Genomic DNA, 23,587 nt, shown 5'->3' on the forward strand with positions numbered 1-23,587 from the left:
ATGCCTATTTTATTAAATTTTACTTTTTTTCATGGTGGTTGTTGACAGCCCAGAAAAACCGCGTATAATACGCCTTCATCATCTGATGATAGTTAATCAAACGATGAATCAGCGGGATTAGCTCAGTGGTAGAGCATAACCTTGCCAAGGTTGGGGTCGAGAGTTCGAATCTCTTATCCCGCTCCAAATATGGCTTGAAAAAGCACTAAAATCCTCACTCCTTAAATAGGAAGTGAGGATTTTTTTTGTCTGATTTTCGAGGGTTATAAAAGATTTATCGAAATATCTTTCTGTGTATGGCGATCCGTTTATAGGTACAGAAGCGCTTAGATGCGAGTCTTGGCTGTGTGGCTGTGATATGTGTTATCAGCTTCAGAGCGAGCTTTATGAGCTATTACCGCACTCTGGTTATGGCGGCTACTTTTTAAATATCTTATCTTAAATATAGTCCAATTTAATTATGCCACTACAGTTTAAGTCATACTTTAGTTGGCTTACAATCAAAGCTCCGACACTAACGTTTACGTCCTATAAAGCACTTTAACCACATGCCAGCCGAACTTGGTTTTCACTAAATGTGGGGTGAAGAGTTCACCGTTGAAGCAGACTTTATCAAATGCCGGTACCATGTCGCCTTTTTTAAACTCACCTAAATTACCGCCTTTTTTAGCTGATGGACAGGTTGAATGTTTTTTAGCTAGCACATCAAACTGGGCGCCTTTTTTAAGCTTGGCAATAATGTCTTCAGCCAGTTCTTTGTCTTTTACTAAAATGTGTAATGCGCTAGCTGTACGAGCCATAATGTAAACCCTTCATGAAATATCGATTATCGGGGCATTATACCATTACACACTTTGATTGCTAACCTAACTTGTATGCTCTACTTCTTCAAAAGTCATTATCTACACAGGCGCTACTCTTTGGATGAGAGTCGTTGCCTTTTGAGTGTCGCTGCCACTACAACATTTGCTTTACCATGGTCAGTCAAGCAAGTGCTGCGCCTGAAGTTACCAAACATCATATGGCTCAAGTGAAGCATCAAACACCCAGGGTGAAGGTCGATAACAAACATCAGCAAGTTAAGAAAAAAGCAGTGGTATCAAAGCATCAGTCAAAAAAGGCAGCAGCGCATCTAAAAGCGAAAAGCAAATATCAAGCTAAGCAAACTCATAGTCATAGTCATCGTTCTTAATAACTCAGTTTACTGATATAAAAATAGTGCCCATGTTAGGCGCTATTTTTTTGTTTGGTTTTTATGTGACCCAGACTTTATTTTGTTTATATGTCTAAATCCAATAGTTTAGAACTTAAACTTTTCCCGTGCATATCCTGTGCTAAGGACTTTGTAACCCCTCCTCCTAATGCGCCAGTCATAACAAAATTGAATGCACTAAGATTCGGCAGCTCATAACGGGTGACTTCACCTTGTACGATATCTTTGAACCACTCTTTCACTATTTCCTCAGTAACTCTTTCTTTAATTAATTCATAGTCTTCATTTTTAAATGCTATAAGAGAAATATTTGATATATTCCCTTTATCACCCGTACGGGAATGTGCTATTTCACGTAATTTCATTTACTTTACCTCACGATATGAGATTTTAATATCCGTGTCTGCTTCTGGAATCAAAATTGAGCCTATTGAAACTATTTCTTTAATATTCGAGCGAATTCCGCCACCACCTGCTGGACCATTGGTATAAAGAGACTCCACCTCTCGAACAATAGCTTTCGCGATCACATGATCTCCAGCTCTTGCAGCAACACGAAGTCTCACTTCCAGCATTTCCTGCGTATCGGGAATCTCATTTCCATATAAAGAATTAAGTCCGATAAAATCATAACGAATCTCAACGGGTTCAATATTTTGGGCGTCCAGTCTTTTCTGGATGATTTCTTTTGCTAACCTTGCTCTTTTAACGGAACCTGAACCGCCATAGCTGATTTCTGCCTCAGCAATGTAGCCTTCTTTATATCCTATGCTGGTTTTTAGCAAGCCCGTCTTTTTTTTACCGGAGCCGCCAAAAACTTTAACAACGTTGTCTTCTACTTCCTCGACTTGAACATTAGAAAAATCCGCAATGACATCTGGTGTTAGGTAGTTAGCCGGATCATGAATTTCATAAAGTAGCTGTTCTTTTACCGTTGCTAGAGAAACCACACCACCAGAGTCATCCAGTTTCGTAATATAATAATCACCTTTTTCATCCACTTCCATGATTGGAAAGCCTACGTTCCAAAGCTCAGGCACCTCTTTAAATCCAGGGTCTGCAAAATAGCCTCCAGTGATTTGAGCGCCACACTCCATCAAATGACCTCCTATCGTTCCTTTACCTAGAAGTTCAGTATCTGCAAAAGACCAGCCAAATTCATAAATCATGGGTGCAAGGAATAAGGAAGGATCAGCTGCTCGACCAGTAATAATTATGTCCGCACCTGCTTCAAGTGCTTCCACGATACCTCTTGCTCCAATATAAGCGTTAGCAGAAACGATTGCCGATCCTAGCTCTTTAATATGCTTATTATTTTCTAACAGTTTTTGGTCTTGATATTGATCGATTCTTGATAAAACATCATCTCCAGTTACCGCCGCGATTTTTAGGTTATGCAGACCTTGCTTTTGGGCAATTTGTTTTACCCGTTCAGCAGCTGCTTCTGGATTTGCAGCACCCATATTCGTTACTATCTTCACATTTTTTTCTGCACAAAGAGGTAAAACTTGCTCCATTCGATACTCAAGAAGACTATCATAACCCTCTTTTATATTTTTCATTTTTCGCTGCTGTGCAATGGCAATCGTTCGTTCTGCAAGGCATTCAAAAACAATATAATCGACTTCCCCATATTGAATGATATCAAGTGCTGGCTCTAACCTGTCATCTGAATAACCAGCTCCAGACCCAATTTTGATCGATTTCATAATATAACCTCCATGTAGTGCTATTTATATAATGACACCTGTGATAACTGCCACGATAGTCATAACAATTGTGGTACCAAATGCCCATTTGAATACGAATTTTTGATGATCAGCAAGCTCTACCCCTGCCAAACCAATTAATAAGAATGTTGATGCTGTCAGAGGGCTCAATGGAAATCCAGTAGTCATCTGCCCCAGCATAGAAGCTTGACCGATTTGTATTGGATCAAGTCCGTATGCACTAGCAGTCTCTGCAAGAATTGGCATGACCCCAAAATAATAAGCATCTGGAGTGAAAATCAAACTTAATGGCATACTTATTGTGGCTACAATAATTCCCATAGAACCGCCTACAGTATCTGGAATGATATTGACTAACGAAGTAGCCATAGCAGTGATCATACCTGTACCTGAAAGAATACCGGTGAAAATACCAGCAGCAAAAATAATTGAAACTACTGTAATCATGCCAACGGATTGTGCTCTTATTTGATCCATTTGATCATTTGGTTTAGGGTAATTTATTAGAACAGCGACTGCAAAAGCTACCATAAAGACTACTGGTAGAGGGAGCCAGACTTGAACCAGTGCTACTATAGTCAAGATGGTTAAAACAAAATTGAACCAGAAAATTTTCGGACGGCGCATACTGCGTTCTTCTTCAGTCAACTCGTCATGCAAACTATGCTCCATATCCTGAACACCCAAGCGTTTACGCTCTTTTTTCCCGACTAGATATGCCACGAAAATAATCCAAACTACTCCAGCCACAAAAGCAGGAATCAGAGGATTAAATAATTGAGCAGTACTAACGTCTAGCGCGGCGGCTGCTCGTGCTGTTGGACCTCCCCAAGGAGTTAAATTCATTGTGCCAGCACCGAGAGCGACCATACCGGCTAAAACAATCCTGTTCATTCCCAATTTATCGTATAGCGGTAGCAGTGCAGGAATGGTGATCAAAAAAGTGGACGCCCCAGAACCATCTAAGTGAGCGACCATTGCAATAATGGCAGTTCCTATTGTGATTTTTACTGGATCGCCTTTAACCAGTTTCAAAACCTTCGAAATTAGCGGATCAAATAAACCCGCATTGTTCATCACTCCGAAAAATAAAATGGCAAACCCTAACATGATTCCTGTAGGCGCGACACCAACGATACCATCTAACATGAAGGTTCCTAACTCACTACCGAATCCACCTATTAAAGCGAAAACTACAGGAACTAGAATTAGCGAAACAATGACAGATACTTTCTTAGTAAGTATCAGGCCCAAAAACACAAAGATTGTCAAAAACCCCAATAAAGCCAACAAATTTACTCTCCTTTTAAAAGTTAACTTCTTCCTTCTAATACCTACCAGTCCGCCTTGGCATAAGCTGATAACTTACGTCAAGCTCTAATAGAAATACCACGGAAGGAATACGCTTCCAAGGGTACAGAGATGATTTTTCACATAAAACTGTACCCATTTTTAGTAAAAATTTATGCTTCAAGACAGGCAGTTAATGGAAAAAAAGGGAGATATGGAGAGGTAAAAAATTTCTGCAGCAATATCATCAAATATCGCTGTCTTCTTAGAGGCTATTTACTGCCTTGACCTTTTAAAAGTACAGGCCAAATGGTTTTTAAAGGCGTTATAAATAGAATTGGTGCTGGTAAATGCTGAGAACGAGAAGGTTTTAGTGATTATTAAATACGGTTGTCTTAATAAAATTAACAGTAGTTTTATCTATATAGAATTTATTAACCCTTAAGGCAAAATAAGCGGGGTCGGATGGGAAAAACAGATTACCTGGAGCAATAAAGATATTATTACTTTTTGCATCGTTTACCACTTTTTTGTCATCCATGGGAATACGAAACCATAAAAAATTACCGCTGGGATTGTGAGGATAAAGTGTGAGTCCGTCGATTTTGCTCAGCGCAGTGATGGCGGCGACTGACTTCTCATCAGATATCATTTTAAGAGCGTGTAGATGATTGGCCAAAGCACCGCTGGTGATGAGATGATTAAGAATATTTTCCATGATGGAAGAGGTATTGATGACAGTGATCATCTTTAGCCGCGTAAGTGATTTAATCATCGATTTAGAGGCGACGATAAAGCCGCATCTGATTGAAGCAGATATTGTTTTTGAAAAGCTGCTGACATAAATAACGGGACAATCTTTATTAAAAAAATAACTAGCAGTGCCGTCTCTTGCTAATAAAAACGGATCATTTTCAACAATGAGCACGTTATACTTGATACATAATTTCTGAATCGCCGCCATGTTTGGGACATTCAAGTCTGTCCCTGTTGGGTTATGGGCAAAAGGCTGTAAAAATAAAATTTTTGGATGTTGTTTTTGAATGATTGACTCTAAATTGTTTACATCTAAACCAAACTTGGTTCGCTTAATGGGATTTATATGAACTTGATGTAAGTCAAGCTTACTAAATAATGGATAATAACCAGGGGACTCTACGATGACCTGATCGCCTTTGGTTAAAAACTGTCTGATAATCAAATCTAAGCTGTGATTGGTACCGTAGGTCAGTAATACGTTTTGAGAATCGACAGTTAGCGCGCGCTTGCTCAAGATATCGACAATCAATCCTCGAAGTAACACGTTGCCTGCTGGATCACCATTGCCACGGTCGAAGTCTGCCAACTCAGCGTTGTCACTCGCCTGCCCTAAGTAGAGCTCGAGGTTCAGCTTATCCATATATTCTTTGGGATAGCGTCCCGCACCAGGTTTATGATGGGACTGGTCGATCATTTGCTGTTCCAATAGGTCAATGCCCGTATAAAAAGGGGTCGAATTCAGCATTGGTGTACTGGATAAATCTTCACCGACATAAAACCCAGACTTAGGGAGCGCCTTGATCCAATGTTGTTCGAGTAAGATATTGTAGGCATTTACTATTGTATTCTTAGACACCTTGTGTTTTTCTGCCATTGCTCGAATCGAAGGTATTTTATCTCCAACCTTCTTTCTACCAGACTTAATATCATCAATGACTAATAGACATATTTTTTCGAACTTCTTCAATTTTAAACTCCGTTTTTAGTAGAAGACTCATTAAATATCATAGTAAACCTTTATAAGCATATCGCTTAAACTTTCTAATAAGACCAATTAATCAGTTAATAGGCCACTCAAAATAGACTGCTATAATTAAACTACTAATATTAGACTACTAAGCTCCTCATATTTATCAAGGCTGATTATGACCACATATATACTTGAGCTATGCTGAAAAAACTGTAGAACCAAACTTGGTAAACTAAGCATATTAATAGGAGTTTACCATGACCAAGAAATCAGCACTTATAGCACAGAATTCAAAGCCGAAGCGGTCAAAAAGATAGCCGACAACAACGGCAATGTTTCAGTTACCGCAAAGCAGCTTGCCATTGCCATGCAAACCTTATCTAACTGGCAGAATAAAGCTAATGAAGGCAAGCTTGTCGGCACTAAGCAATATGACCATGAACTCATGGCCATTATAGAAGAAAATAAGCGTCTTAAACGTCAGCTTGAGATTGCCGAAGAGGAGCGCGAGATACTAGAAAAGGCCACGGCGTACTTTACGAAAAACAATTAGTGAAGTACGCCTTTATCAAAGCAAATCGGCAGATCGGCAGATCTTTACCATTACCCACATGTGTCACATATTAGACGTTAAACCATCAAGCTATTACGACTGGATAAATCGTGGCATCAGTGACCAGATTATCCATCGCAATCAGTGTAAGCTGTTGGTTAGAGTGGCGCATACTGAGACCAAAAAGTGCTATAGCTATGAGCGACTGCATGCTCATCTTACAGAGCAAGGATATGCCATCAGTAAATACATGGTCAGACGCATCAAAGAAGAGTACGACATCAAATGCCGTCGCCACAAGCGCTCTAAAGTTACCACCAACTCAAACCATAACAAGCTAATCTATCCAAATGTGTTGGATCAGATATTTGACTCCAGTCGACCTAATGAGTCTTGGGTCAGCGATATTACTTATATCTGGACAACGGAGGGCTGGCTGTACTTATCTGGAGTTAAAGACTTATATAGCAAAGAGCTGGTCGGCTACCCTATTAATAAGCGCATGACAACAGATTTAGTATGCCGTGCACTCAATATGGCAACTAAAAATAAAAGACCCAGCCAAGGGCTGATTTTGCATTCTGACAGAGGCAGTCAGTATTACAGCCATGCCTACCACAAGATCATTGAGCAACATGAGTTTAAAGGTTCGATGAGCAGCAAAGGTAATTGCTTCGACAATAGAGAGCTTCTGGGGTCGAGAGTTCGAATCTCTTTTCCCGCTCCAAATACTTAAAAAGCCTCACTACTCTTTATATGAGCGGTGGGGCTTTTTTTTGTTTAGAAATTAGTGATTGTATAGATTTTCAAACATACTCAAACCTAAGCTGCCTTTTCCTAGATTCTAGATTCTAACTCCTAAGGTCTAAAAGAAGCTAGCTTTAAAGAACACTTATCACTTTATATTATCAATAGCTGACAGTATAAGTTTGTGAACCTCGTCATCAGGATCTACATAACGCATATTACAATAGGTATCGAAACTAAATGAATTCTTGAATAGGTGCGTTACATGGCTAACCATACCTTTAATCGATTTTTTATCCACATCTTCTTTAACCTTTACAATTTCATCCTTCATCAGTTGTAATAATGAGTCTTTATGAATTTTTTTGACTATAACGAAGAACACATGTCCTGATATAAACCTGTATGCATTACCTTTATTTATTCCTATTCTCTTTAAGAAATACTCTGCTTCATCTATATCATTTTCTGATATATTTTTTTCAGAAAAAAACAAATCAAAGCTATTCTCTATTTTATTTATAGTAGATAAATCTACATTCAAATCATTATCAATTAATTTGTTATCAAGAATATTGAAACAGGAGTTAAATCCATTTTCATGTATATTAATATAATTAACTCGCTTTAATAGGACTGTATATCTAGCTAAGGCACTGAACGATATTTCAGAAAATTTTTCTAGAAATTCTAGTAAGTTCACTGTATTGGGTAGTGTTAATTTACATCTTTCAAAAAAATTCTGTAAGTGATATTTTTCAAGCTGTACGCTTTCTCTACTGAAGCCATATGTATGAACAATATATTTATTATGGTTGAAAACATGGCTCGCTTGCGCTTTGGAAGCTATATAATCATAATCACTATCAACAGCTATTATTACTTTCTCGTTAGCCGTATCGTATATAGTCTCTAAAAACCTCTTTCCAGTTACTGTTTTCCCATCTTTAGAAGATGGACGACACATGTATTCCTTAGGGTAATAATAATCAATGAACTCTTCCCAAAATTTCCAATCAGAAGCATCTTCTACATAGATGATGCCATTATCTTTATCTGCAATATTCCCAGACAGAAATACATTGTAAGAGCCAATATAGTCTCTATCAGTAAGGAAATCACTAAATTCTGACATGTTATCACTACGCTTCTGTTGTTATATTTTTTATATCTACAAAACTATCTAACCAACCATTCATAACCATAGCAGGACTATGGGTTACTATTATAATTTGACTTGTATCATTTAATTTTGTGATTTCTGTTAATAATTTTTCTTGCCACGAAAGATGTAATGATATTTCTGGTTCATCCATTAGTATTAGAGAGTTATCGACACTTCCATTTATAATTTTTAGAAAGATAAACACTACTTGTCTCTCTCCAGATGAGAGACTCCTATAGCTTATTGCTTTCCCACTACTTAGTCTTATTTCTATAGCCAAACCCATTTAAAAGTGTTATAAACTAATTATTAAACCCAATTGTTATCATAAAGACCATGACTTACTCACTAGATTTTCGCAAACAAGTACTAAAAAGCTTAGACGAGGGTATGACCATTGCCGGGGCGGCTGAGTTCTATAATCTCAGCCCAACCACCATACAAAACTGGAAGAGACGTGTTCATAGCAAAACAATCAGGCAAACCAAACCCTATAAAATACCAGATGACGTGCTACTTAATGATGTCAAAGAACATCCTGATGATTACCAGTATGAGCGAGCACATCGTTTAAATTGTAGTAAAACAGGCATTTATCATGCCCTAAAGCGCCTAGGCATCAGTCAAAAAAAAGACCTTAGAGCATCCAAAAGCTTGCCCAATAAAAAGAGCGGCGTATCAGGGAAAGCTTGATAGCTTTACGCAGCAAGGCTATCCCATTGTCTATATGGATGAAAGCGGCTTTGAGCACGAGACCATCCGCTCTCATGGCTATGCGCCGATCGGTAAGCCTTGTATCGATAGCTACAACTGGCAAGGTAAAAAGCGAACCAACGTTATTGGTGCTCTGTATGAAAAGATGCTGTTTGCGCTTGATTACTTTGAGACAAACATCAACAGCATCGTCTTCTATCACTGGTGCAAACACAAGCTAATCCCAAGTCTTAAAACTAAATGCGTGATTGTGATGGATAACGCCAGATTTCATAAGAGCAAACGCATTCAAAAGCTACTAAACAGGCACGGGCATCGTATTCTTTGGTTGCCGCCGTACAGCCCATACCTAAACCCTATCGAAAAGAAATGGGCTCAAGTGAAGTTTCTACGCCAAGGTTGGATGCAAAATGACTTATCCAAATTGTTTTATGATATTTGTCCAAGGCATAACATTTTTATTTTGAACTGACTATATATGCGCAGTATTTTGAAAACTAAAAAACAATAATCTAAATCGGAGTAAATAATGATTACCCATGTACCTGATGTGACTTTTAAAACTCGTGTTCGTGATGAATCTATCGGAGGAGACAACCCCTTCACATGGTATAACCTAACCACTGATGAGTTATTTGCTAATAAAAAAGTGGTCGTGTTCTCACTACCAGGTGCCTTTACGCCAACTTGTTCGACCAGCCATTTACCTCGTTATGAAGAGCTTTATGATGAGTTTAAGGCGTTAGGCGTAGATGAAATAGTTTGCATTTCTGTCAATGATGCGTTCGTCATGTACCAATGGGGCCTAAAACAAAACCGTGAAAACGTTTTCTTACTTCCTGATGGCAATGGTGAGTTCACTCGTAAAATGGGTATGCTTGTTGATAAGAGTAATCTTGGCTTTGGTATGCGCTCATGGCGTTATTCGATGTATGTCGACAATAAAGCCATCAAAAAAGTGTTTAAGGAACCTGATTTTGGCGACAACTGTCCAATAGATCCTTTTGAAGTATCAGATGCGGACACCATGTTAGAGTATTTGAAAAGTAACGCTTAACCACATTGACGCTTGACTGTTTTTATCAAGTGTTATCAAGTGTTAACAGGCGTCGATAGATGCTCTAATACTATCGAACTACTGAACTGCCGAACCACATAGCCCTTAAATATAAGGGCTATGCGGTAATTCGCTTTCATACTTTAAAAAACTACGACCGTGAAGAGCGCTTAGAACTTCGACCTTTTGCAGGGCGCTTGCCATTTGCTGCAGGTTTGCCATTGCCCCCAGACTTCTTACCATGGCCAGAAGGACGCCCACCTTTAGAACCCGATGGTTTTCTGGCACCGTCTCTAGGATGTTTACTATTCCCCTTTGCCGCGCCTGTTGATTTAGAAGACGCTTTTGATTTTGACGAGCTATTAGTACGAGCATTTTTTCTTGGTTTATTGCGAGATTTCTTAGCCGCATTCTTGTCTTGCGAAGAAGAATCTTCTATAGAGTTAAGTAAAACAGACAACTCTTTTGGAGTTAAATCTCGCCAATCTCCAACTGGAAGACCCTTAAGAGTCACATTCATAATCCGCGTACGTTCAAGCTTCACGACTTCATAACCAAAATGCTCACACATCCGGCGAATTTGACGGTTTAACCCCTGTACTAGCGTGATGTTAAATACGGTGGGTGCCACCTTAGTCACTGGGCATTTTTTGGTCATCGTTCCTAAAATAGGCACACCGCCTGCCAAACCCTCGATAAAACTATCGGTTATCGGTTTATTAACCGTCACCAAATACTCTTTTTCATGATTATTACCCGCACGTAAAACCTTGTTCACTAGATCGCCATTGTTGGTCAAAAATATTAAACCTTGGGAATCTTTGTCCAAACGACCAATTGGAAAAATACGTACCCCATGTCTAACAAAATCGACAATGTTATTTTTCTCAGAACTTTCAGTGGTGCTTACAATACCCACGGGCTTATTCAATACAATAAAAACAAAATCATCGGCCTCTCGCGGCTCAATGAGCTGTCCGTTGACTTTTACCGTATCTCCAGCAACCACCTGATCGCCTACTTGAGCACGCTTACCATTGAGGTAGACATTACCTTGTTCAATAAAGCGGTCAGCGTCTCGCCTGGAGCAAATACCGCTTTCGCTGATGTATTTATTTAAACGAGTCGAGGAAGTGTTAAACATAAAGTGCCATTTTTACCTAATAAAAAGCCTTTTTTGCTAAGAAAAAGACTAAATTGAGTGGATTATCATCAGCGAGGTGGCTCACATTATATAGGAAATTCAGTACCCATTTTAAAGGAGAGAACAAAATCTAGAAACATGTGCATAATCGTACAAATCGAAGTTTTGTCAAACAGCTTCTAATGATGCCAAAAGTGCAAAAAACCTATACAAATTGAAAGACGTGTGACGGACAAACGAAGCCAATCTCTAGTCGAACTATTCAAAACCACCCTTCTTCTAACAGATGGGCTGTATTACTCAATTTAAACTCAGTATGTAAGTCATAAAACGTTCCTGGGTCTTCAACGTTATCAAGTAAATCGCGTTTATTGAGTGCTACAAACATCGCCAGCGAATAAGCCGGACAATGAATAGACTTTTTGGGATTAAATTCAATATCTGTAAAGGCTTGATATTGCATGACCTCTTCGTGGAGCTGAGTGTTCTGCTTTAGTGCGTTAACATACAGCCAATCATAAAACGCAGTCAGCGGCTCTAGATTCCACTCCATACCAAAATCATTGTAACCAATGAGCTCACCAGACGATTGCAAGCGCTCGTCTTTTTTGGCCTGTCTTGGTGGCACTGTCAGCAAGTCACTATAGGGACCACCATGTTCAAACACCTTGCTCGCCTGAAAGATGTTTTCGACATTATGCTGCGCGCCATTGTGCTCGTCAGTGAGCTTTAAGCTAAGTGGACTGAGCAAAAAACTTAGCTTATTGCCAGACTTACTAGATAGCTCTAAGACGTGGTTGAATCCATATTTTTTACGAATGACTTGATGCATATCGTTGATGGATTTTTTCTTTTGCCGACTGGCAAATCCCACATGCCGCTCAAACCTAACCATATCTGTTTTTACCAGATTGTCACTGTTGACTCTAGGCATAAATACGGGTTTGTGTTCTACAGCGTCTTGTCTTTGTTCCATAATTTGATTTCTTTATTTCGTAACAATGTGCATTATATCAATAGTTTTGTATAAATGTTCTTTCATAACGCTAGTGCTTGCCTTTAAGAAGGAACATTACTGGTCATGGAAAAACCACCATTTCATCTCCTTCCTGCCAAAGCTGATACTTCGTCATCGCTTGTATGAATACTGGGTGCGCCAACCAATGCTGTAGCCAGCGCTGCAGGTTTGGATAAGGCAGACTATAAAAAACCTCGCGATCCACATGAGCGAATTGACGAACAAAAGGCATAATCCCAATATCAGCAATGGTTATGCTCTCCCCTAAAAGATAAGTATGCTTGGTTAGCAGTTCTTCTAAAACATGCAAAAACGCCTCACCCCGTTGTCGATACGCTTCTTGGGTCATCTCAGGGTGACGATCAGCATACTTATAACGATCCAGCCAATGTTTAAATTCATTATCATTTTTGTCAATCAACGCATTTGCTTGGTGAATAACTTCTGTATCAAGTAGCCCTTGCTGATCGTCTTGCTTAAGCGCCCATATCATGATCTCTCGACTCTCTTCAATAACTTCACCATCTATAAGCTGTAAAACAGGCACAGTTCCCTTTGGGCTAATCGCTAGCATCTGTGGCGGTTTATTTTTTAATATTATCTCTCGCAGCTCCACTTGCAACTCAGCAAATAAGATACCAAGCCTAGCACGCATGGCATAAGGACAGCGACGAAAAGAGTACAGGCGATGAAGTGAGGAAGTCATAAATATTTTTCGCAATTGGATCTGGATGAATGAGCTTAAAGATGAAGTCTATTATCTTATCATCAACCACATTGTTTGATACATTAAAAGTTTTACACTAAAAAAATTCATACTAAATGACACATTCGCTGTGTCGCAGTGTGAGTCGGTTTGTGGCAGACTTATCACCAGACTTCATCGATTATTATTTTATAAACAGATACTTAAAGATATATTCACTTTTAGAGATAAAAGCCTATTTTGTATCAAAATTAAGTAAAGTCAAATTACAACGATATAATATGATGACTTATTAACTAAAAGGGGAAAAGTGTGACTTTAGCAAAAAACCCTCGTTTAAATATACCACCGGTGTATATCGAACCAAGAGATTTTGCTGATTATCTGACTATTCAGCAGGATTATTGCTTGTTTTTAGATATCGATGGCACGCTTGCTGATTTTACGCTTGATCCAAAAGACAGCAGCATTCCTGATACAACCTTGTCCCTCATAAAAGACATACAAAGTTGCGGCGTTGACATAGGTGTTGTGACGGGACGTAGCTTGGCTGAAGCAAAGCAAATGCTATCTCCTATACAAGTACCGATTGCAGCCACTCATGGTCTCGAAATAGAATTTGATCGTAATGAAGCTCAAGGTACAAGCTACGACAATACAGATACTTTGCAATGTGATAACACTGAACTTAGTGCCATCAAACTGGCCATTATCCAATCTTGCAAACCTTATGATGACTTTACTATAGAAGATAAGCCTTACTCCGTCGCTCTGCACTATCGCCAAAACCCCAACTTAACTGACACCGCGTATGCCATTATGGCAAAAACGGTAAAAAATCGTGTTAATTGGACATTGAAACAAGGCAAATATGTCTGGGAAGCGGTACCAAAAGGGGCTGATAAAGGCGCAGCTATTTTGACCTTATTAAAAAAGATGCAAACTGATCATAAGCTTTGTCCTATCTTTATCGGTGATGATATCACTGATGAGGCGGGATTTAGAGCCATACAACAAGAAGATGCCCTAAGCGAAAATACATCTTTGACTCATCTTGATCAGCCTATAAAAGGCATGGGCATTAAAGTAGGTAGTGAAGCCACTTGTGCTTATTACTACATACATGACATTGCTGAGGTAACGGTTTTACTGCGTAGCTTTTTAGACTTTTGTCAAAGCAGGGCCACTCTTTTATCTGAATCAACCGCTCCAAATGCCTTTGTTACTAAAAAAACAACGAGATGTCTTATATGAGCCGCTTAATCGTTTTATCCAATCGGGTAAAAATGCCCGATAACAACCCAATGGCAGGCGGACTTGCCGTCGCCCTGCATGACATGCTAATAGGAAACTCAGGCATTTGGATGGGCTGGAATAGTGATATTGTGGACACTTGCGATGACAGTGCTGACAATGAGTTTAACTGTAATGGACAAGCGACTGCAACCGATGCCGATGTTCAAGTGGCGAATAAGAACATCACTTATATGACCACTGCCCTCACCTCTAAACAATATCAGCATTTTTATTGCGGATTTGCTAACAATGTATTGTGGTTGCTGTTGCACGAGCAAGCCCATCTGATTAGCCAAGCGCCAGAAGATTACGCAGGCTATCAAGCGGTCAACCAACTTTTTGCCAAACAATTAAAAAAGATTATTCAACCTGATGATGTCATTTGGGTACATGATTATCACTTTTTAAGTGTGGCATATTATTGTAGGCAGCTGGGCTTAAATAACCGTATCGGCTTGTTTTTGCACATCCCGTTTGCTCCCCTCACATTTTGGCAAAAGCTTGATCAAAGTCCTGAATTGATTAAGCACCTTGCTCATTACGATGTATTCGGTACACAAACTGAGCAAGATAAAGAAAATTGTCTGGCGGTCTTTAACCATTATTTAAAGGACAGCTATTTAAATACCCGCCACTTAACCGATAGTATGTCAAAAACCGATAGCATGTTAAAAACTAATAATATGCTCAAAGAGTCTACAAATAACCCTGCACATACAGCACAAAATTTTGCTAAGTCCAATCGAACGACTGGTGCGCAGTTGGAGCTTAACCTAGACTCAGATGCTCCGCACCATATAATGATTGATGCTTATCCAATCGGTATAGATGTCGACAAAATACAACAACAGGTCATCAACTCATCTTCATATTTATCTTCGCAATATAAAAGACAAATGCCAGAAAAGACTGATATAAAAACAGCCGTCCAGCAGATAATCGCGGTAGATAGAATTGATTACTCCAAAGGGTTGTTAGAGCGTTTTTCGGCCTATCGCCAGTTTTTGCAGCAGTATCCCGTCTATCAAAATCAGCTAAAATTGATACAAATTGCTTGTCCTAGTCGCTTAGATCTACCTGTTTATCAGCGGCTTTATGACGATGTTAGACAGACTGTCAATGAGGTAAATCAGCAATTTTCACTGATTGGGGTACAATCAGATGCTTTTAAAATTGATGATGTAAAGGCATGTAATCTCGATACTTTTGACTCTACGAATAATTGGCAGGCGATTACCTATAGTGAAAGCGTGTTAAATCATGGAGAATTGATGGCAGCGTTTTGGTACAGCGATATTGGCTGGGTAAATTCGCTCAAAGACGGTATGAACCTAGTCGCCAAAGAGTATATTGCCGCACAAAATCCAGACAATCCTGGGGTACTGCTACTCTCTGACTATGCAGGAGCGGCTGAGCAAATGCAGGCAGCTGTTATCATCGACCCGCACAATCCAAAGAGCATTATAGAAGGTCTAAAAACCGCTCTAACAATGCCCTTAAAAGAACGTAAGTCTCGCTATCAGACGTTATTGCAAGGTCTTTGGGAGTATGACTTACAAGCTTGGCAGCAAGACTTCTTAGAGGATTTATACCGATGATATTTTGTCGTTGGTTTATGATTAACGACGTTTAACCCATAGCTAGTCCTTGAGCGTAGTACCAATAAGTGATTTATAAAAATAATTAGGGAACCCTTATGCTGGATGCAAAAGATACTTTATTGCAGGACATTAAATCCGCTATAAAAGGCGTGATAAGTACCGTTTCAACAGATACTGACTTGCCTATTATAACGGACGAATTGCGCCGTAACATATTGAATGTCTTAATCACTTATAGTGACGAAATCCCACATCCTGCCAACGGTACTGATAGTGTTAATGAATCAAACTCACGCACTTTGGTTCGTTGGCAAGTGCTGGCCTATGTTGCCAGTATCGACTTAACGATTGTAAAGTGGTTTGAGTCGCACCTAGATGCCCTAAGCATCTTGCACGAATTGGGTTATGGCAAAGCAGTAAAAGGGCTATGTGCAGTTTGGGCGTCAGAGGGTCACCCTCACCCCATACGCTATCAGCAAGGCAAAATAAGTGGCACAAAAGCGTGGTGTTCAGGCGCGAATATTGTCAACTATGGCGTAATGACTTATCGAGATGAGCATGGGCGCTCACAACTGCTTGTCGTAGATATGCAGCAAGATGGCATTGCGATTGATAATAGTGGATGGCAAGCAGTAGGTATGCAAGCCACTGATACTGCCGCTATAACGTTCGAACAAGTAACGGCTAATACTGCTGGGGAAGCCGATGCGTACCTAGAGCGCGTAGGATTTTGGCATGGAGCGGCAGGAGTTGCTGCTTGCTGGTATGGCGCAGCCTCATGTATAGCCACTTATTTAATGCAGTCTTATCAAAAAAAACCAAACGACTATAAAGCCATGTATTTAGGGCAAGTCAGTACAGCATTGAGTGTGACTCAACAGTATTTTCATCATGTCGCTCAACTTATAGATACCCAGCCCACGCTGTCCCATGAGTTGGCTATTCGCGAATTAAGGGCGCATGTCGAGCAAGTCGCTCGGCAAGTAATAGAGAGTGCTGGACAAGCATTGGGCGCAGCACCATTTTGTGGTAACGCGCATTTTGCAAGATTATCAGCAGATCTAAGCGTGTTTATCCGTCAAAGTCATGGCGCGTTTGATTTACAAAAAATTGGCGAGCTATCTAGCGCAACCAGTGATTTAACAGACGGGCAGGTAAATATATGGCAACTGTAATTTCTAATATGGCTACGTCTGAGAGTCATCATCCAATCGTTGGCGATCGTATGATAGCAGGCGATGGCACCAGTATAGAGAGTTGGAAAAACTGGCAAGGGCTACAAAACCTACCTCGGTTAGATATTGCCAAGCGTTTTTCACCAAAGCAGCGGGTGTGCGTTTTTGCCCCGCATCCTGATGATGAAATATTGGGCTCTAGTGGTTTGCTACAGCAAGTAGCGGTTAATGGCAATCCTATTATTCTGATTCACGTGACCAATGGCACGCAAAGCCATCCAGACTCACAGATTTATCCTCCGCAGCAGCTTGATATTATCCGTCCAAAAGAAAGCCTAGCAGCGTTAGAAGTATTGGGCATTGCCCACCAAGTGACCATCGTTGCGCTAAATTTGACAGATGGCGATGTGTTTGCCGAACAAGAGCAGTTTGAGCAAAAACTGGCCGCTATTATCCAGCCTGATGATATTTTAGTGACGCCTTTTATGCACGACGGCCACCCAGATCATGAGGCGACAGGGCGTGTGGTCACTGCATTTGCTAAGCAGCGGCATCTAGCGTGTTATCAGGTACTGATTTGGGCATGGCACTGGGCTAAGCCTGCCGACACTCGCATTCCTTGGCATCATGCCGTTAGAGTCGATTTGAACGCTGAGCAATTACAGCGTAAAAGCCAAGCCATTACTTGTTTTGACAGTCAAATTACCGTTGATGAAAGTACGGGCAACCCCCCTATTTTATCTGCTCAAACCATTGCTAGAATTAGCCAACCTTGGGAAGTTTATCTATATGAGCCACTCACCTAAATCGACGTCATCAGCTGATCTTGCTGATAGTTACGCCAAAACAACTTTGGACAGTTTTACTCATATTGATAATCATACTGATGCCTACTCAGAAACGTATTTTGATGCCTTATATAACGACAACACTGATCCATGGGAGTATCAAACCCGCTGGTATGAAAAAAGAAAACGTAATATCTGTCTAGCAATACTACCACAGGCAAAGTATAACAATGCCATTGAGCTGGGCTCTGGCAATGGCGTATTTAGCGAGTTATTGGCCCAACGTTGTCAGACTTTGACATGCGTAGATGGCAATCATCAGGCGGTAGCACTTGCCAAACAACGCTTGACGAATCACGCTCATACTAAGGTAATTCAAGGGATTATTCCTAATACGTTATTGAATTTACAAGATACACTGTTAGAAGCCTATCCTTTATCAGGAACAGAGGTTTCAGGCGCACATAACCCTCCTTTTGATTTAATTGTTATTAGTGAGATTTTGTATTATTTATCGCCCACTGATATCGATAAGGTTATTGCTTGGTCTCAGCAAAACCTTGCAATAGGTGGCACTATACTGTTCTGCCATTGGCGATATAGTATTGATGGCTTTGTGATGACGGGCGAGACAGTACATCAACGTCTGCACCAAACCTTTCATACTATAAATGACAAAGAAACGCCGCAAGCAATGTTTAATCATCAAAGCCAGATTGTAGATTGTGATTTTTTATTAGACGTTTGGCAGCGCTCTCCGCGCTCGGTCGCCATGCAAGAAAATCTGATATGACGAATATAATGAAGTATGACGGAGTAAGACCAGTCGCTAAACAATGAGAAACTTATGAACGATATAAAAATCGGTATAGTGATTCCCGCTCACAACGAGGCATCGACTATTAGCGCCTGCTTAGAGTCGGTGCAAACTGCCATTGAACGACTCCCCTCGATCATTACCGCATATCCACTTGTCGTGCTTGATAGCTGCACCGATGGCACCCTCTCTATTGTCAAACACCTAGCAGTCAATCATATAAGTTGTGAGTATCACTGTGTGGGACGGGCGCGAGATTTGGGTATTCGACATGCGATCGCAAAGGGCGCGACGTGGATTGCTTGTACAGACGCTGACACGGTTGTGACTACAGATTGGCTGGTGCATCAAATTGCTCATATAACTCAGCAGTCGACTGATATGATTTGCGGTGTGGTAAGTATCGATGACTGGACAAACTTGTCACCGCAAACGCGACACGATTATGTTGCTCACTATCAAGACAAGATGGGACATCGGCATATTCATGGAGCAAATTTGAGTTTTAGTAGTCGAGCTTACCTTGCCGTTGGTGGCTTTAGTCTCCTACCATGTCATGAAGATGTGGATTTGGTCAAAAAATTTGAGACCCAAGGTTATGCTATCACTTGGAGCAATCGCGTGCGAGTCATCACCAGTAGCCGGGTAAACGGCCGGGTAAATGACGGTTTTGCCGCGTTTTTATCAAATTTGGAACAAAGCAATTTATAGTTGTCATTAGGGCATGGCAACTTATGCTCTACATTATCGATCTCTTGATTCTCTTGACTGATAATTAATACCACTTGATGATATCGCTTTAAGACAGATCACCACCTACTACTGATAATACTCGCAAATACGTTCTTGAACAATTGTCTGTCGCTCAGTTTCATCCAATGTGGCAAACGCTGATGACAGCCGTAGCTGAGCCAAACGTGAGGCTGCGTCACAAGATACCCAATTTGTATCGACACAGTCAAAACCTACCTCTGCTTGTAAGTGATGCTTTGGTAGAGAATTAGGGTCATGTGCCAACTCATATTTAATCTGTGCGATATATTCTGCGAATGGCTCATAAGGCAACTCAAGTACCGTGAATAGCTTTGCTAAAAACTCATCAGCTGTAAAATATTTGTCCATATAGCTACCATCAAGCCCAAGATAGCGATGACACAATACATGACGTAAGCGCTCGCAAGCAGGTATAGTATGCTTTAAAGGATAACCCATAGCTTTGATAATGTCCTGCGCACGCAGCTCAAGCGTGTCTATTTGAGTGATAGCATATTGTGCTAAAGAATGACGCGGATGATAGCGGCGGGTATATTTGGATGGATTGGTTGATTGGCTCATGATATTGAACACCTTAGATTCCTATAACTCCGACAAAAATTATGATATCAGGCACAAATGAGGACGTCGGAGTACAGGCTCATGCGCTTTACCAGGATTGTTTTATATCGCGCTGGAAGTTGCAAGGTTTGTACGCCACCATTTATTATAAGTATGGTTAGCGATGTCAAAACTGTTAAACCCACGATAGTTTGTTGAATGATAATAGCACATCAACTGCTAAGAAATAAATACTGATATGTGTGCTTCTTTTTTAGAATTATTGTTAGTCCGTAACATATAACGCTAAACTACTTATTAACAATCATTAGCAAAAAAGCCCTTTAACTAATGTCACGGTCTTGGTATCTTGCCTCGCCATTCCTATATTGCCAAAGGTGTTTACCACACAGCATTTTTTACCCCTTTATTGGCTAATCTTCTTATCGTATTAGGGCTTGTCCTCATTTTTATTATTTATCGAGTGAGGACACGCTCTAGCATTTTCTTGTATTGGATCTTATGAAACACAACATTGAGGCGAGCCCAGATGCTCGCCGGACTCAGTATTTTCAAGTATTTTTGATGGGCGTCAGTGCCTTTATCATGAATACCACAGAATTTGTCCCCGTCGCTCTACTCAGTGACATTGCCCAAGATTTTTCTATCACTACAGCTGAGACTGGCTGGATGTTGACGCTTTATGCGTGGATTGTCGCGGCTATGTCATTGCCGCTGATGCTACTGACCAGTCGCTTTGAGCGTAAAAGCTTACTCTTAGGTTTGTTTGCGGTATTTATTGCCAGCCACGTGCTCTCAGTCTTTGCATGGAGCTTTGATGTGCTGCTGATCAGCCGAGTGGGGATCGCGCTATCGCATGCAATATTTTGGTCCATCACCGCCGCGATCGCCATACGCGTGGCACCTGAAGGCAAAAAAGCACTGGCGCTAAGTGTGCTTGCGACGGGCACTTCATTAGCGATGGTGCTGGGCGTGCCTTTGGGGCGCTTGGTCGGGCAGTGGTTTGGCTGGCGTGCGACGTTTGGTGGCATTGGCGGAATTGCTTTCATTGTGTTCATTCTACAAGCGAAGCTGTTACCGACCTTGCCCAGTATGTTTGAAGGCTCTTTTAGAAAAATTCCCGAGCTATTAAAAAATCCCTTATTGGTCTGTCTTTACCTGCTTATTCTACTGGTTTTTACTGCGCACTATACCGCCTACTCTTATATTGAGCCCTTTATGCGACAAGTCGGCGCCATCAGTGAAAATTCAGCGACGGTCGTCCTCCTGCTATTCGGCGTTGCAGGAATTGTAGGCAGTGTCATATTCAGTCGCTGGGGTGATCGATTTAACACACGGCTGATGCTGATATCGACGATATTAATGCTTTTTTCTATGCTTTTCCTGTTATTCGTCGTGACCTCCATTTGGGCACTCAGCCTAATTGCCTTGTTATGGGGCGCGGCACTAATGCTGCTGATTATTTCCATGCAAGCCAAAGTCATTATGGTCGACGTCAATGCGCAAGACATGCTGATGTCGATGTTTTCAGGTATTATCAACTTAGGGATTGGTACGGGTGCGCTCTTTGGTGGATACGCGGTGACGCATTTATCTCTCTCAAGCGTGGGCTATGTTGGGGCCGCTATTGCTAGTGTGGCTCTGCTACTCATGCTCTATATGATAAAGCGCTTTTCTGAATTGAGTAGAAGACTTGGCTAACAAACACCCAAATCGTTACTGCTGTTAACCGTAAGTAACCGCAAGTATAGTCGTTACGTTACTAAATAAAAGAGATACACTGCATAAATTCGCTAGACTGGTACAAATTTTTCTTGCGTGCTGTGCCTGCGCCGACAGATGCGGCAAAAAATTTATCCCAGTCTCACTGTAACCTTTTTATAATGAACTGGCTATAATCAAAATTAACGCAATCAGATAAGAACCAGCCACATGCCAGCCACTTAAATGGGTTGGCATTTTTTTATGCTACCCACCACTATATCTTAGCAATTTACATAAACTTCTATAACTTCTATTGAACGAGTGTTCAGGCAAAGCTATACTCATTGCTATCGGACTCGTTTGTACTGCATCAAACACACAAGGATAAGTGTAAAATGGGCAATCTTTCAAGAAAAATAGCTACGTCATTCGGTTTATCTCTATCTACCCTTCGTATTGTGAGCGTGACATTCACCTTCTTCGGCCACTCGGAGAATCACAATGCCTGAGGACATCATTCAACAAGATAAACATAGCACTCCTCCTCTCAGACTAGGCGGGTTAAATTATGCTTGGATTGTAGCCGCTACAGGCTCTATAGCGATGTTCTGTGGACTTGGATTAGGGCGATTTGCATTTGGTATGTTGCTACCATCGATGTCGTCTTCTTTGGGATTAAATTATACTCAAAGCGGAATATTGGGATTCACCAACCTGATAGGATACCTCGTTGCCGTTCTTTTAAGCCCGCTCATTATACCTCGATTTGGTACTCGAATCATTGGTACTGCCAGCCTTCTCTTAATCGCAGTCTCTATGCTTGGTATGGCTTTTACCACAAGCTTTCCCCTACTCTGCGCACTTTACGTATTGACTGGTATTGGTAGCGGCGGCGTGGTCTTACCAATGATGAGCGTCATGTCACATTGGTTTTTTCCTTCGCATCGTGGGCTCGCCTTAGGACTCGTTATGGCTGGCCCTGGCTTTGGCATTATTCTATCGGGCTTCGTCGTACCAAAACTCTTACCTATCTCTGGTCTACTGTCTTGGCAGACGGGCTGGCTAATTTTTGCCGTTATCAATATCGTGGTAGCTTGGCTTACTTTCACTTTGATTCGCAATCATCCAGACGATGTCAATCAAAATCCTTTTGGACGTGTACCCACCTCACCTGTAAAAAATAAGAAAAAGCTAGAACGCGCTAATATCAAGCTGCTGGTACATTTGGGTATCATCTTTGCCATTTACGGCGCTACTTATATGGTTTACGTGACCTTTATCGTCACTAGCATGGTGGGATCGTATCAACTAAGTGAAGCGACTGCAGGCGGTATTTGGGCATGGATTGGTCTGCTTAGTGTCTTTTCAGGCATGTTGTTTGGCTGGATTTCTGACCATATTGGCAGACGCCTTGGGCTCGCGCTGGCTTTTTTCTTCCTTGCCATCGCTTATCTTCTGGTTGGCTTGACTGATTGGACTTTAGGGCTTTACTTGTCAATTATCTTGTTTGGCTTAGTAGTTTGGAGCGTTCCTGTCATTATGGCGGCCTGTGCTGGCGATTATTTTGGGCCTGCAGCGGCGGCAAGTGCGCTGGCGGCGCTGACTTTTGCCTTTTCGGGCGGACAGGCGCTTGGGCCAGTGGCAGCAGGTTATCTTGCAGAGCTTACTGGCGACTTTAGCATCAGTTATATGGTCTCTGGCATCGCAGCCTTTATAGCGATTGGACTTGCTTTGTTGTTACGTCCGCAAAAATCTGCTTAGCAAAAGGCTTTGTTATAGTTAGCGCCAATAAAATGAACGATTGC

At 41.0% G+C, this 23,587-nt stretch carries 23 protein-coding genes, 1 tRNA gene and 1 pseudogene; 14 read left to right on the forward strand and 11 right to left on the reverse strand.

Annotated elements, in window-relative coordinates; translation table 11 throughout:
* Positions 1–111 precede the first annotated feature (111 nt).
* Positions 112–186, forward strand: a tRNA-Gly gene (locus ACTXGH_RS12355).
* 335 nt (positions 187–521) lie between these two features.
* Here ACTXGH_RS12355 and ACTXGH_RS12360 read toward each other — a convergent pair.
* A complete protein-coding gene (locus tag ACTXGH_RS12360) occupies positions 522–800 on the reverse strand; it encodes a peptidylprolyl isomerase (RefSeq protein ID WP_439296950.1) in 279 nt (92 codons plus the stop codon).
* A 176-nt stretch (positions 801–976) separates the two neighbouring features.
* Here ACTXGH_RS12360 and ACTXGH_RS12365 point away from each other — a divergent pair, with 176 nt between their 5' ends.
* The gene (locus tag ACTXGH_RS12365; protein ID WP_439296949.1) at positions 977–1,192 is read left to right on the forward strand and encodes a hypothetical protein; all 216 of its coding nucleotides are present in this window, start codon (positions 977–979) and stop codon (positions 1,190–1,192) included.
* A gap of 86 nt (positions 1,193–1,278) precedes the next feature.
* On the opposite strand, the gene ACTXGH_RS12370 is transcribed toward ACTXGH_RS12365, so the two are convergent.
* From ACTXGH_RS12370 to ACTXGH_RS12385, 4 genes are all read right to left on the reverse strand, one after another.
* Positions 1,279–1,578: an AtuA-related protein gene (locus tag ACTXGH_RS12370; RefSeq protein ID WP_439296948.1), complete on the reverse strand. Its 300-nt coding sequence runs from the start codon at positions 1,576–1,578 to the stop codon at positions 1,279–1,281.
* Complete coding sequence (locus tag ACTXGH_RS12375) at positions 1,579–2,922, reverse strand: acyclic terpene utilization AtuA family protein (protein WP_439296947.1); 1,344 nt, start codon at positions 2,920–2,922, stop codon at positions 1,579–1,581.
* 24 nt (positions 2,923–2,946) lie between these two features.
* Entirely contained in the window at positions 2,947–4,236 is a 1,290-nt protein-coding gene (locus ACTXGH_RS12380; RefSeq protein ID WP_439296946.1) for a CitMHS family transporter, read from the reverse strand.
* A 367-nt stretch (positions 4,237–4,603) separates the two neighbouring features.
* Entirely contained in the window at positions 4,604–5,959 is a 1,356-nt protein-coding gene (locus tag ACTXGH_RS12385) for an aminotransferase-like domain-containing protein (protein WP_439296945.1), read from the reverse strand.
* A gap of 247 nt (positions 5,960–6,206) precedes the next feature.
* Here ACTXGH_RS12385 and ACTXGH_RS12390 point away from each other — a divergent pair.
* A pseudogene (locus tag ACTXGH_RS12390) lies at positions 6,207–7,197 on the forward strand (IS3 family transposase); the annotation flags it as partial.
* A 213-nt stretch (positions 7,198–7,410) separates the two neighbouring features.
* On the opposite strand, the gene ACTXGH_RS12395 reads toward ACTXGH_RS12390, so the two are convergent.
* Positions 7,411–8,397, reverse strand: a complete 987-nt coding sequence (locus ACTXGH_RS12395; protein WP_439296944.1) for a hypothetical protein — start codon at positions 8,395–8,397, stop codon at positions 7,411–7,413.
* A gap of 7 nt (positions 8,398–8,404) precedes the next feature.
* A complete protein-coding gene (locus tag ACTXGH_RS12400; protein WP_439296943.1) occupies positions 8,405–8,713 on the reverse strand; it encodes an AAA family ATPase in 309 nt (102 codons plus the stop codon).
* A 50-nt stretch (positions 8,714–8,763) separates the two neighbouring features.
* Here ACTXGH_RS12400 and ACTXGH_RS12405 point away from each other — a divergent pair, with 50 nt between their 5' ends.
* From ACTXGH_RS12405 to ACTXGH_RS12415, 3 genes are read left to right on the forward strand one after another with little or no spacing between them, the layout of a single operon-like run.
* Positions 8,764–9,120 (forward strand): IS630 transposase-related protein, encoded by a 357-nt coding sequence (locus tag ACTXGH_RS12405; RefSeq protein WP_350657583.1) that lies wholly within the window; start codon positions 8,764–8,766, stop codon positions 9,118–9,120.
* Positions 9,089–9,613, forward strand: coding sequence for an IS630 family transposase (locus ACTXGH_RS12410; protein WP_439260820.1), 525 nt, complete (start codon positions 9,089–9,091; stop codon positions 9,611–9,613). The genes ACTXGH_RS12405 and ACTXGH_RS12410 overlap by 32 nt, the downstream gene beginning before the upstream one ends.
* A gap of 57 nt (positions 9,614–9,670) precedes the next feature.
* Positions 9,671–10,198, forward strand: coding sequence for a peroxiredoxin (locus tag ACTXGH_RS12415; RefSeq protein ID WP_439296942.1), 528 nt, complete (start codon positions 9,671–9,673; stop codon positions 10,196–10,198).
* A gap of 151 nt (positions 10,199–10,349) precedes the next feature.
* On the opposite strand, the gene rluF is transcribed toward ACTXGH_RS12415, so the two are convergent.
* From rluF to ACTXGH_RS12430, 3 genes are all read right to left on the reverse strand, one after another.
* On the reverse strand, positions 10,350–11,342 hold the full coding sequence (gene rluF / locus ACTXGH_RS12420) for a 23S rRNA pseudouridine(2604) synthase RluF (protein ID WP_439296941.1): 993 nt from the start codon (positions 11,340–11,342) through the stop codon (positions 10,350–10,352).
* A 262-nt stretch (positions 11,343–11,604) separates the two neighbouring features.
* Complete coding sequence (locus tag ACTXGH_RS12425; protein WP_439296940.1) at positions 11,605–12,318, reverse strand: DarT1-associated NADAR antitoxin family protein; 714 nt, start codon at positions 12,316–12,318, stop codon at positions 11,605–11,607.
* A gap of 103 nt (positions 12,319–12,421) precedes the next feature.
* Positions 12,422–13,066 (reverse strand): glutathione S-transferase, encoded by a 645-nt coding sequence (locus ACTXGH_RS12430; RefSeq protein ID WP_439296939.1) that lies wholly within the window; start codon positions 13,064–13,066, stop codon positions 12,422–12,424.
* A gap of 312 nt (positions 13,067–13,378) precedes the next feature.
* Here ACTXGH_RS12430 and otsB point away from each other — a divergent pair, with 312 nt between their 5' ends.
* The 6 genes from otsB to ACTXGH_RS12460 all read left to right on the forward strand — a co-directional run bounded on the left by otsB (position 13,379) and on the right by ACTXGH_RS12460 (position 19,454).
* Positions 13,379–14,320: a trehalose-phosphatase gene (gene otsB, locus ACTXGH_RS12435; RefSeq protein ID WP_439296938.1), complete on the forward strand. Its 942-nt coding sequence runs from the start codon at positions 13,379–13,381 to the stop codon at positions 14,318–14,320.
* Positions 14,317–15,960 carry an alpha,alpha-trehalose-phosphate synthase (UDP-forming) gene (locus ACTXGH_RS12440; protein ID WP_439296937.1) on the forward strand — a complete coding sequence of 548 codons (1,644 nt, stop codon included), beginning with the start codon at positions 14,317–14,319 and terminating at the stop codon, positions 15,958–15,960. The genes otsB and ACTXGH_RS12440 overlap by 4 nt, the downstream gene beginning before the upstream one ends.
* A gap of 98 nt (positions 15,961–16,058) precedes the next feature.
* Positions 16,059–17,138: an acyl-CoA dehydrogenase gene (locus ACTXGH_RS12445; protein WP_439296936.1), complete on the forward strand. Its 1,080-nt coding sequence runs from the start codon at positions 16,059–16,061 to the stop codon at positions 17,136–17,138.
* A complete protein-coding gene (locus ACTXGH_RS12450; RefSeq protein ID WP_439296935.1) occupies positions 17,126–17,944 on the forward strand; it encodes a PIG-L deacetylase family protein in 819 nt (272 codons plus the stop codon). Before ACTXGH_RS12445 ends, ACTXGH_RS12450 begins: the two co-directional genes overlap by 13 nt.
* Positions 17,928–18,719 carry a class I SAM-dependent DNA methyltransferase gene (locus ACTXGH_RS12455; RefSeq protein ID WP_439296934.1) on the forward strand — a complete coding sequence of 264 codons (792 nt, stop codon included), beginning with the start codon at positions 17,928–17,930 and terminating at the stop codon, positions 18,717–18,719. The genes ACTXGH_RS12450 and ACTXGH_RS12455 overlap by 17 nt, the downstream gene beginning before the upstream one ends.
* 63 nt (positions 18,720–18,782) lie before the next feature.
* On the forward strand, positions 18,783–19,454 hold the full coding sequence (locus ACTXGH_RS12460) for a glycosyltransferase family 2 protein (RefSeq protein ID WP_439296990.1): 672 nt from the start codon (positions 18,783–18,785) through the stop codon (positions 19,452–19,454).
* Between the two features lie 108 nt (positions 19,455–19,562).
* Here the strand turns inward: ACTXGH_RS12460 and ACTXGH_RS12465 are convergent, their stop codons facing one another.
* A complete protein-coding gene (locus ACTXGH_RS12465) occupies positions 19,563–20,078 on the reverse strand; it encodes a hypothetical protein (protein ID WP_439296933.1) in 516 nt (171 codons plus the stop codon).
* 501 nt (positions 20,079–20,579) lie between these two features.
* Between ACTXGH_RS12465 and ACTXGH_RS12470 the strand changes: the two genes are divergently transcribed.
* Together ACTXGH_RS12470 and ACTXGH_RS12475 are read left to right on the forward strand one after the other, a co-directional pair.
* On the forward strand, positions 20,580–21,779 hold the full coding sequence (locus ACTXGH_RS12470; protein WP_439296932.1) for a sugar transporter: 1,200 nt from the start codon (positions 20,580–20,582) through the stop codon (positions 21,777–21,779).
* 504 nt (positions 21,780–22,283) lie between these two features.
* A complete protein-coding gene (locus ACTXGH_RS12475) occupies positions 22,284–23,543 on the forward strand; it encodes an MFS transporter (protein WP_439296931.1) in 1,260 nt (419 codons plus the stop codon).
* Positions 23,544–23,587: the final 44 nt, after the last annotated feature.

The sequence above is a fragment of the Psychrobacter sp. 1Y10 genome, from assembly GCF_052259005.1.
Taxonomy (GTDB): Bacteria; Pseudomonadota; Gammaproteobacteria; order Pseudomonadales; family Moraxellaceae; genus Psychrobacter; species Psychrobacter saeujeotis.

Coding starts and splice junctions, on each gene's coding strand:
- ACTXGH_RS12360 (WP_439296950.1), bottom strand. CDS start 800: ATGGCTCGTACAGCTAGCGCATTACACATTTTAGTAAAAGACAAAGAA.
- ACTXGH_RS12365 (WP_439296949.1), top strand. CDS start 977: ATGGTCAGTCAAGCAAGTGCTGCGCCTGAAGTTACCAAACATCATATG.
- ACTXGH_RS12370 (WP_439296948.1), bottom strand. CDS start 1,578: ATGAAATTACGTGAAATAGCACATTCCCGTACGGGTGATAAAGGGAAT.
- ACTXGH_RS12375 (WP_439296947.1), bottom strand. CDS start 2,922: ATGAAATCGATCAAAATTGGGTCTGGAGCTGGTTATTCAGATGACAGG.
- ACTXGH_RS12395 (WP_439296944.1), bottom strand. CDS start 8,397: ATGTCAGAATTTAGTGATTTCCTTACTGATAGAGACTATATTGGCTCT.
- ACTXGH_RS12400 (WP_439296943.1), bottom strand. CDS start 8,713: ATGGGTTTGGCTATAGAAATAAGACTAAGTAGTGGGAAAGCAATAAGC.
- ACTXGH_RS12405 (WP_350657583.1), top strand. CDS start 8,764: ATGACTTACTCACTAGATTTTCGCAAACAAGTACTAAAAAGCTTAGAC.
- ACTXGH_RS12415 (WP_439296942.1), top strand. CDS start 9,671: ATGATTACCCATGTACCTGATGTGACTTTTAAAACTCGTGTTCGTGAT.
- rluF (WP_439296941.1), bottom strand. CDS start 11,342: ATGTTTAACACTTCCTCGACTCGTTTAAATAAATACATCAGCGAAAGC.
- ACTXGH_RS12425 (WP_439296940.1), bottom strand. CDS start 12,318: ATGGAACAAAGACAAGACGCTGTAGAACACAAACCCGTATTTATGCCT.
- ACTXGH_RS12430 (WP_439296939.1), bottom strand. CDS start 13,066: ATGACTTCCTCACTTCATCGCCTGTACTCTTTTCGTCGCTGTCCTTAT.
- ACTXGH_RS12440 (WP_439296937.1), top strand. CDS start 14,317: ATGAGCCGCTTAATCGTTTTATCCAATCGGGTAAAAATGCCCGATAAC.
- ACTXGH_RS12445 (WP_439296936.1), top strand. CDS start 16,059: ATGCTGGATGCAAAAGATACTTTATTGCAGGACATTAAATCCGCTATA.
- ACTXGH_RS12450 (WP_439296935.1), top strand. CDS start 17,126: ATGGCAACTGTAATTTCTAATATGGCTACGTCTGAGAGTCATCATCCA.
- ACTXGH_RS12455 (WP_439296934.1), top strand. CDS start 17,928: ATGAGCCACTCACCTAAATCGACGTCATCAGCTGATCTTGCTGATAGT.
- ACTXGH_RS12465 (WP_439296933.1), bottom strand. CDS start 20,078: ATGAGCCAATCAACCAATCCATCCAAATATACCCGCCGCTATCATCCG.
- ACTXGH_RS12470 (WP_439296932.1), top strand. CDS start 20,580: ATGAAACACAACATTGAGGCGAGCCCAGATGCTCGCCGGACTCAGTAT.
- ACTXGH_RS12475 (WP_439296931.1), top strand. CDS start 22,284: ATGCCTGAGGACATCATTCAACAAGATAAACATAGCACTCCTCCTCTC.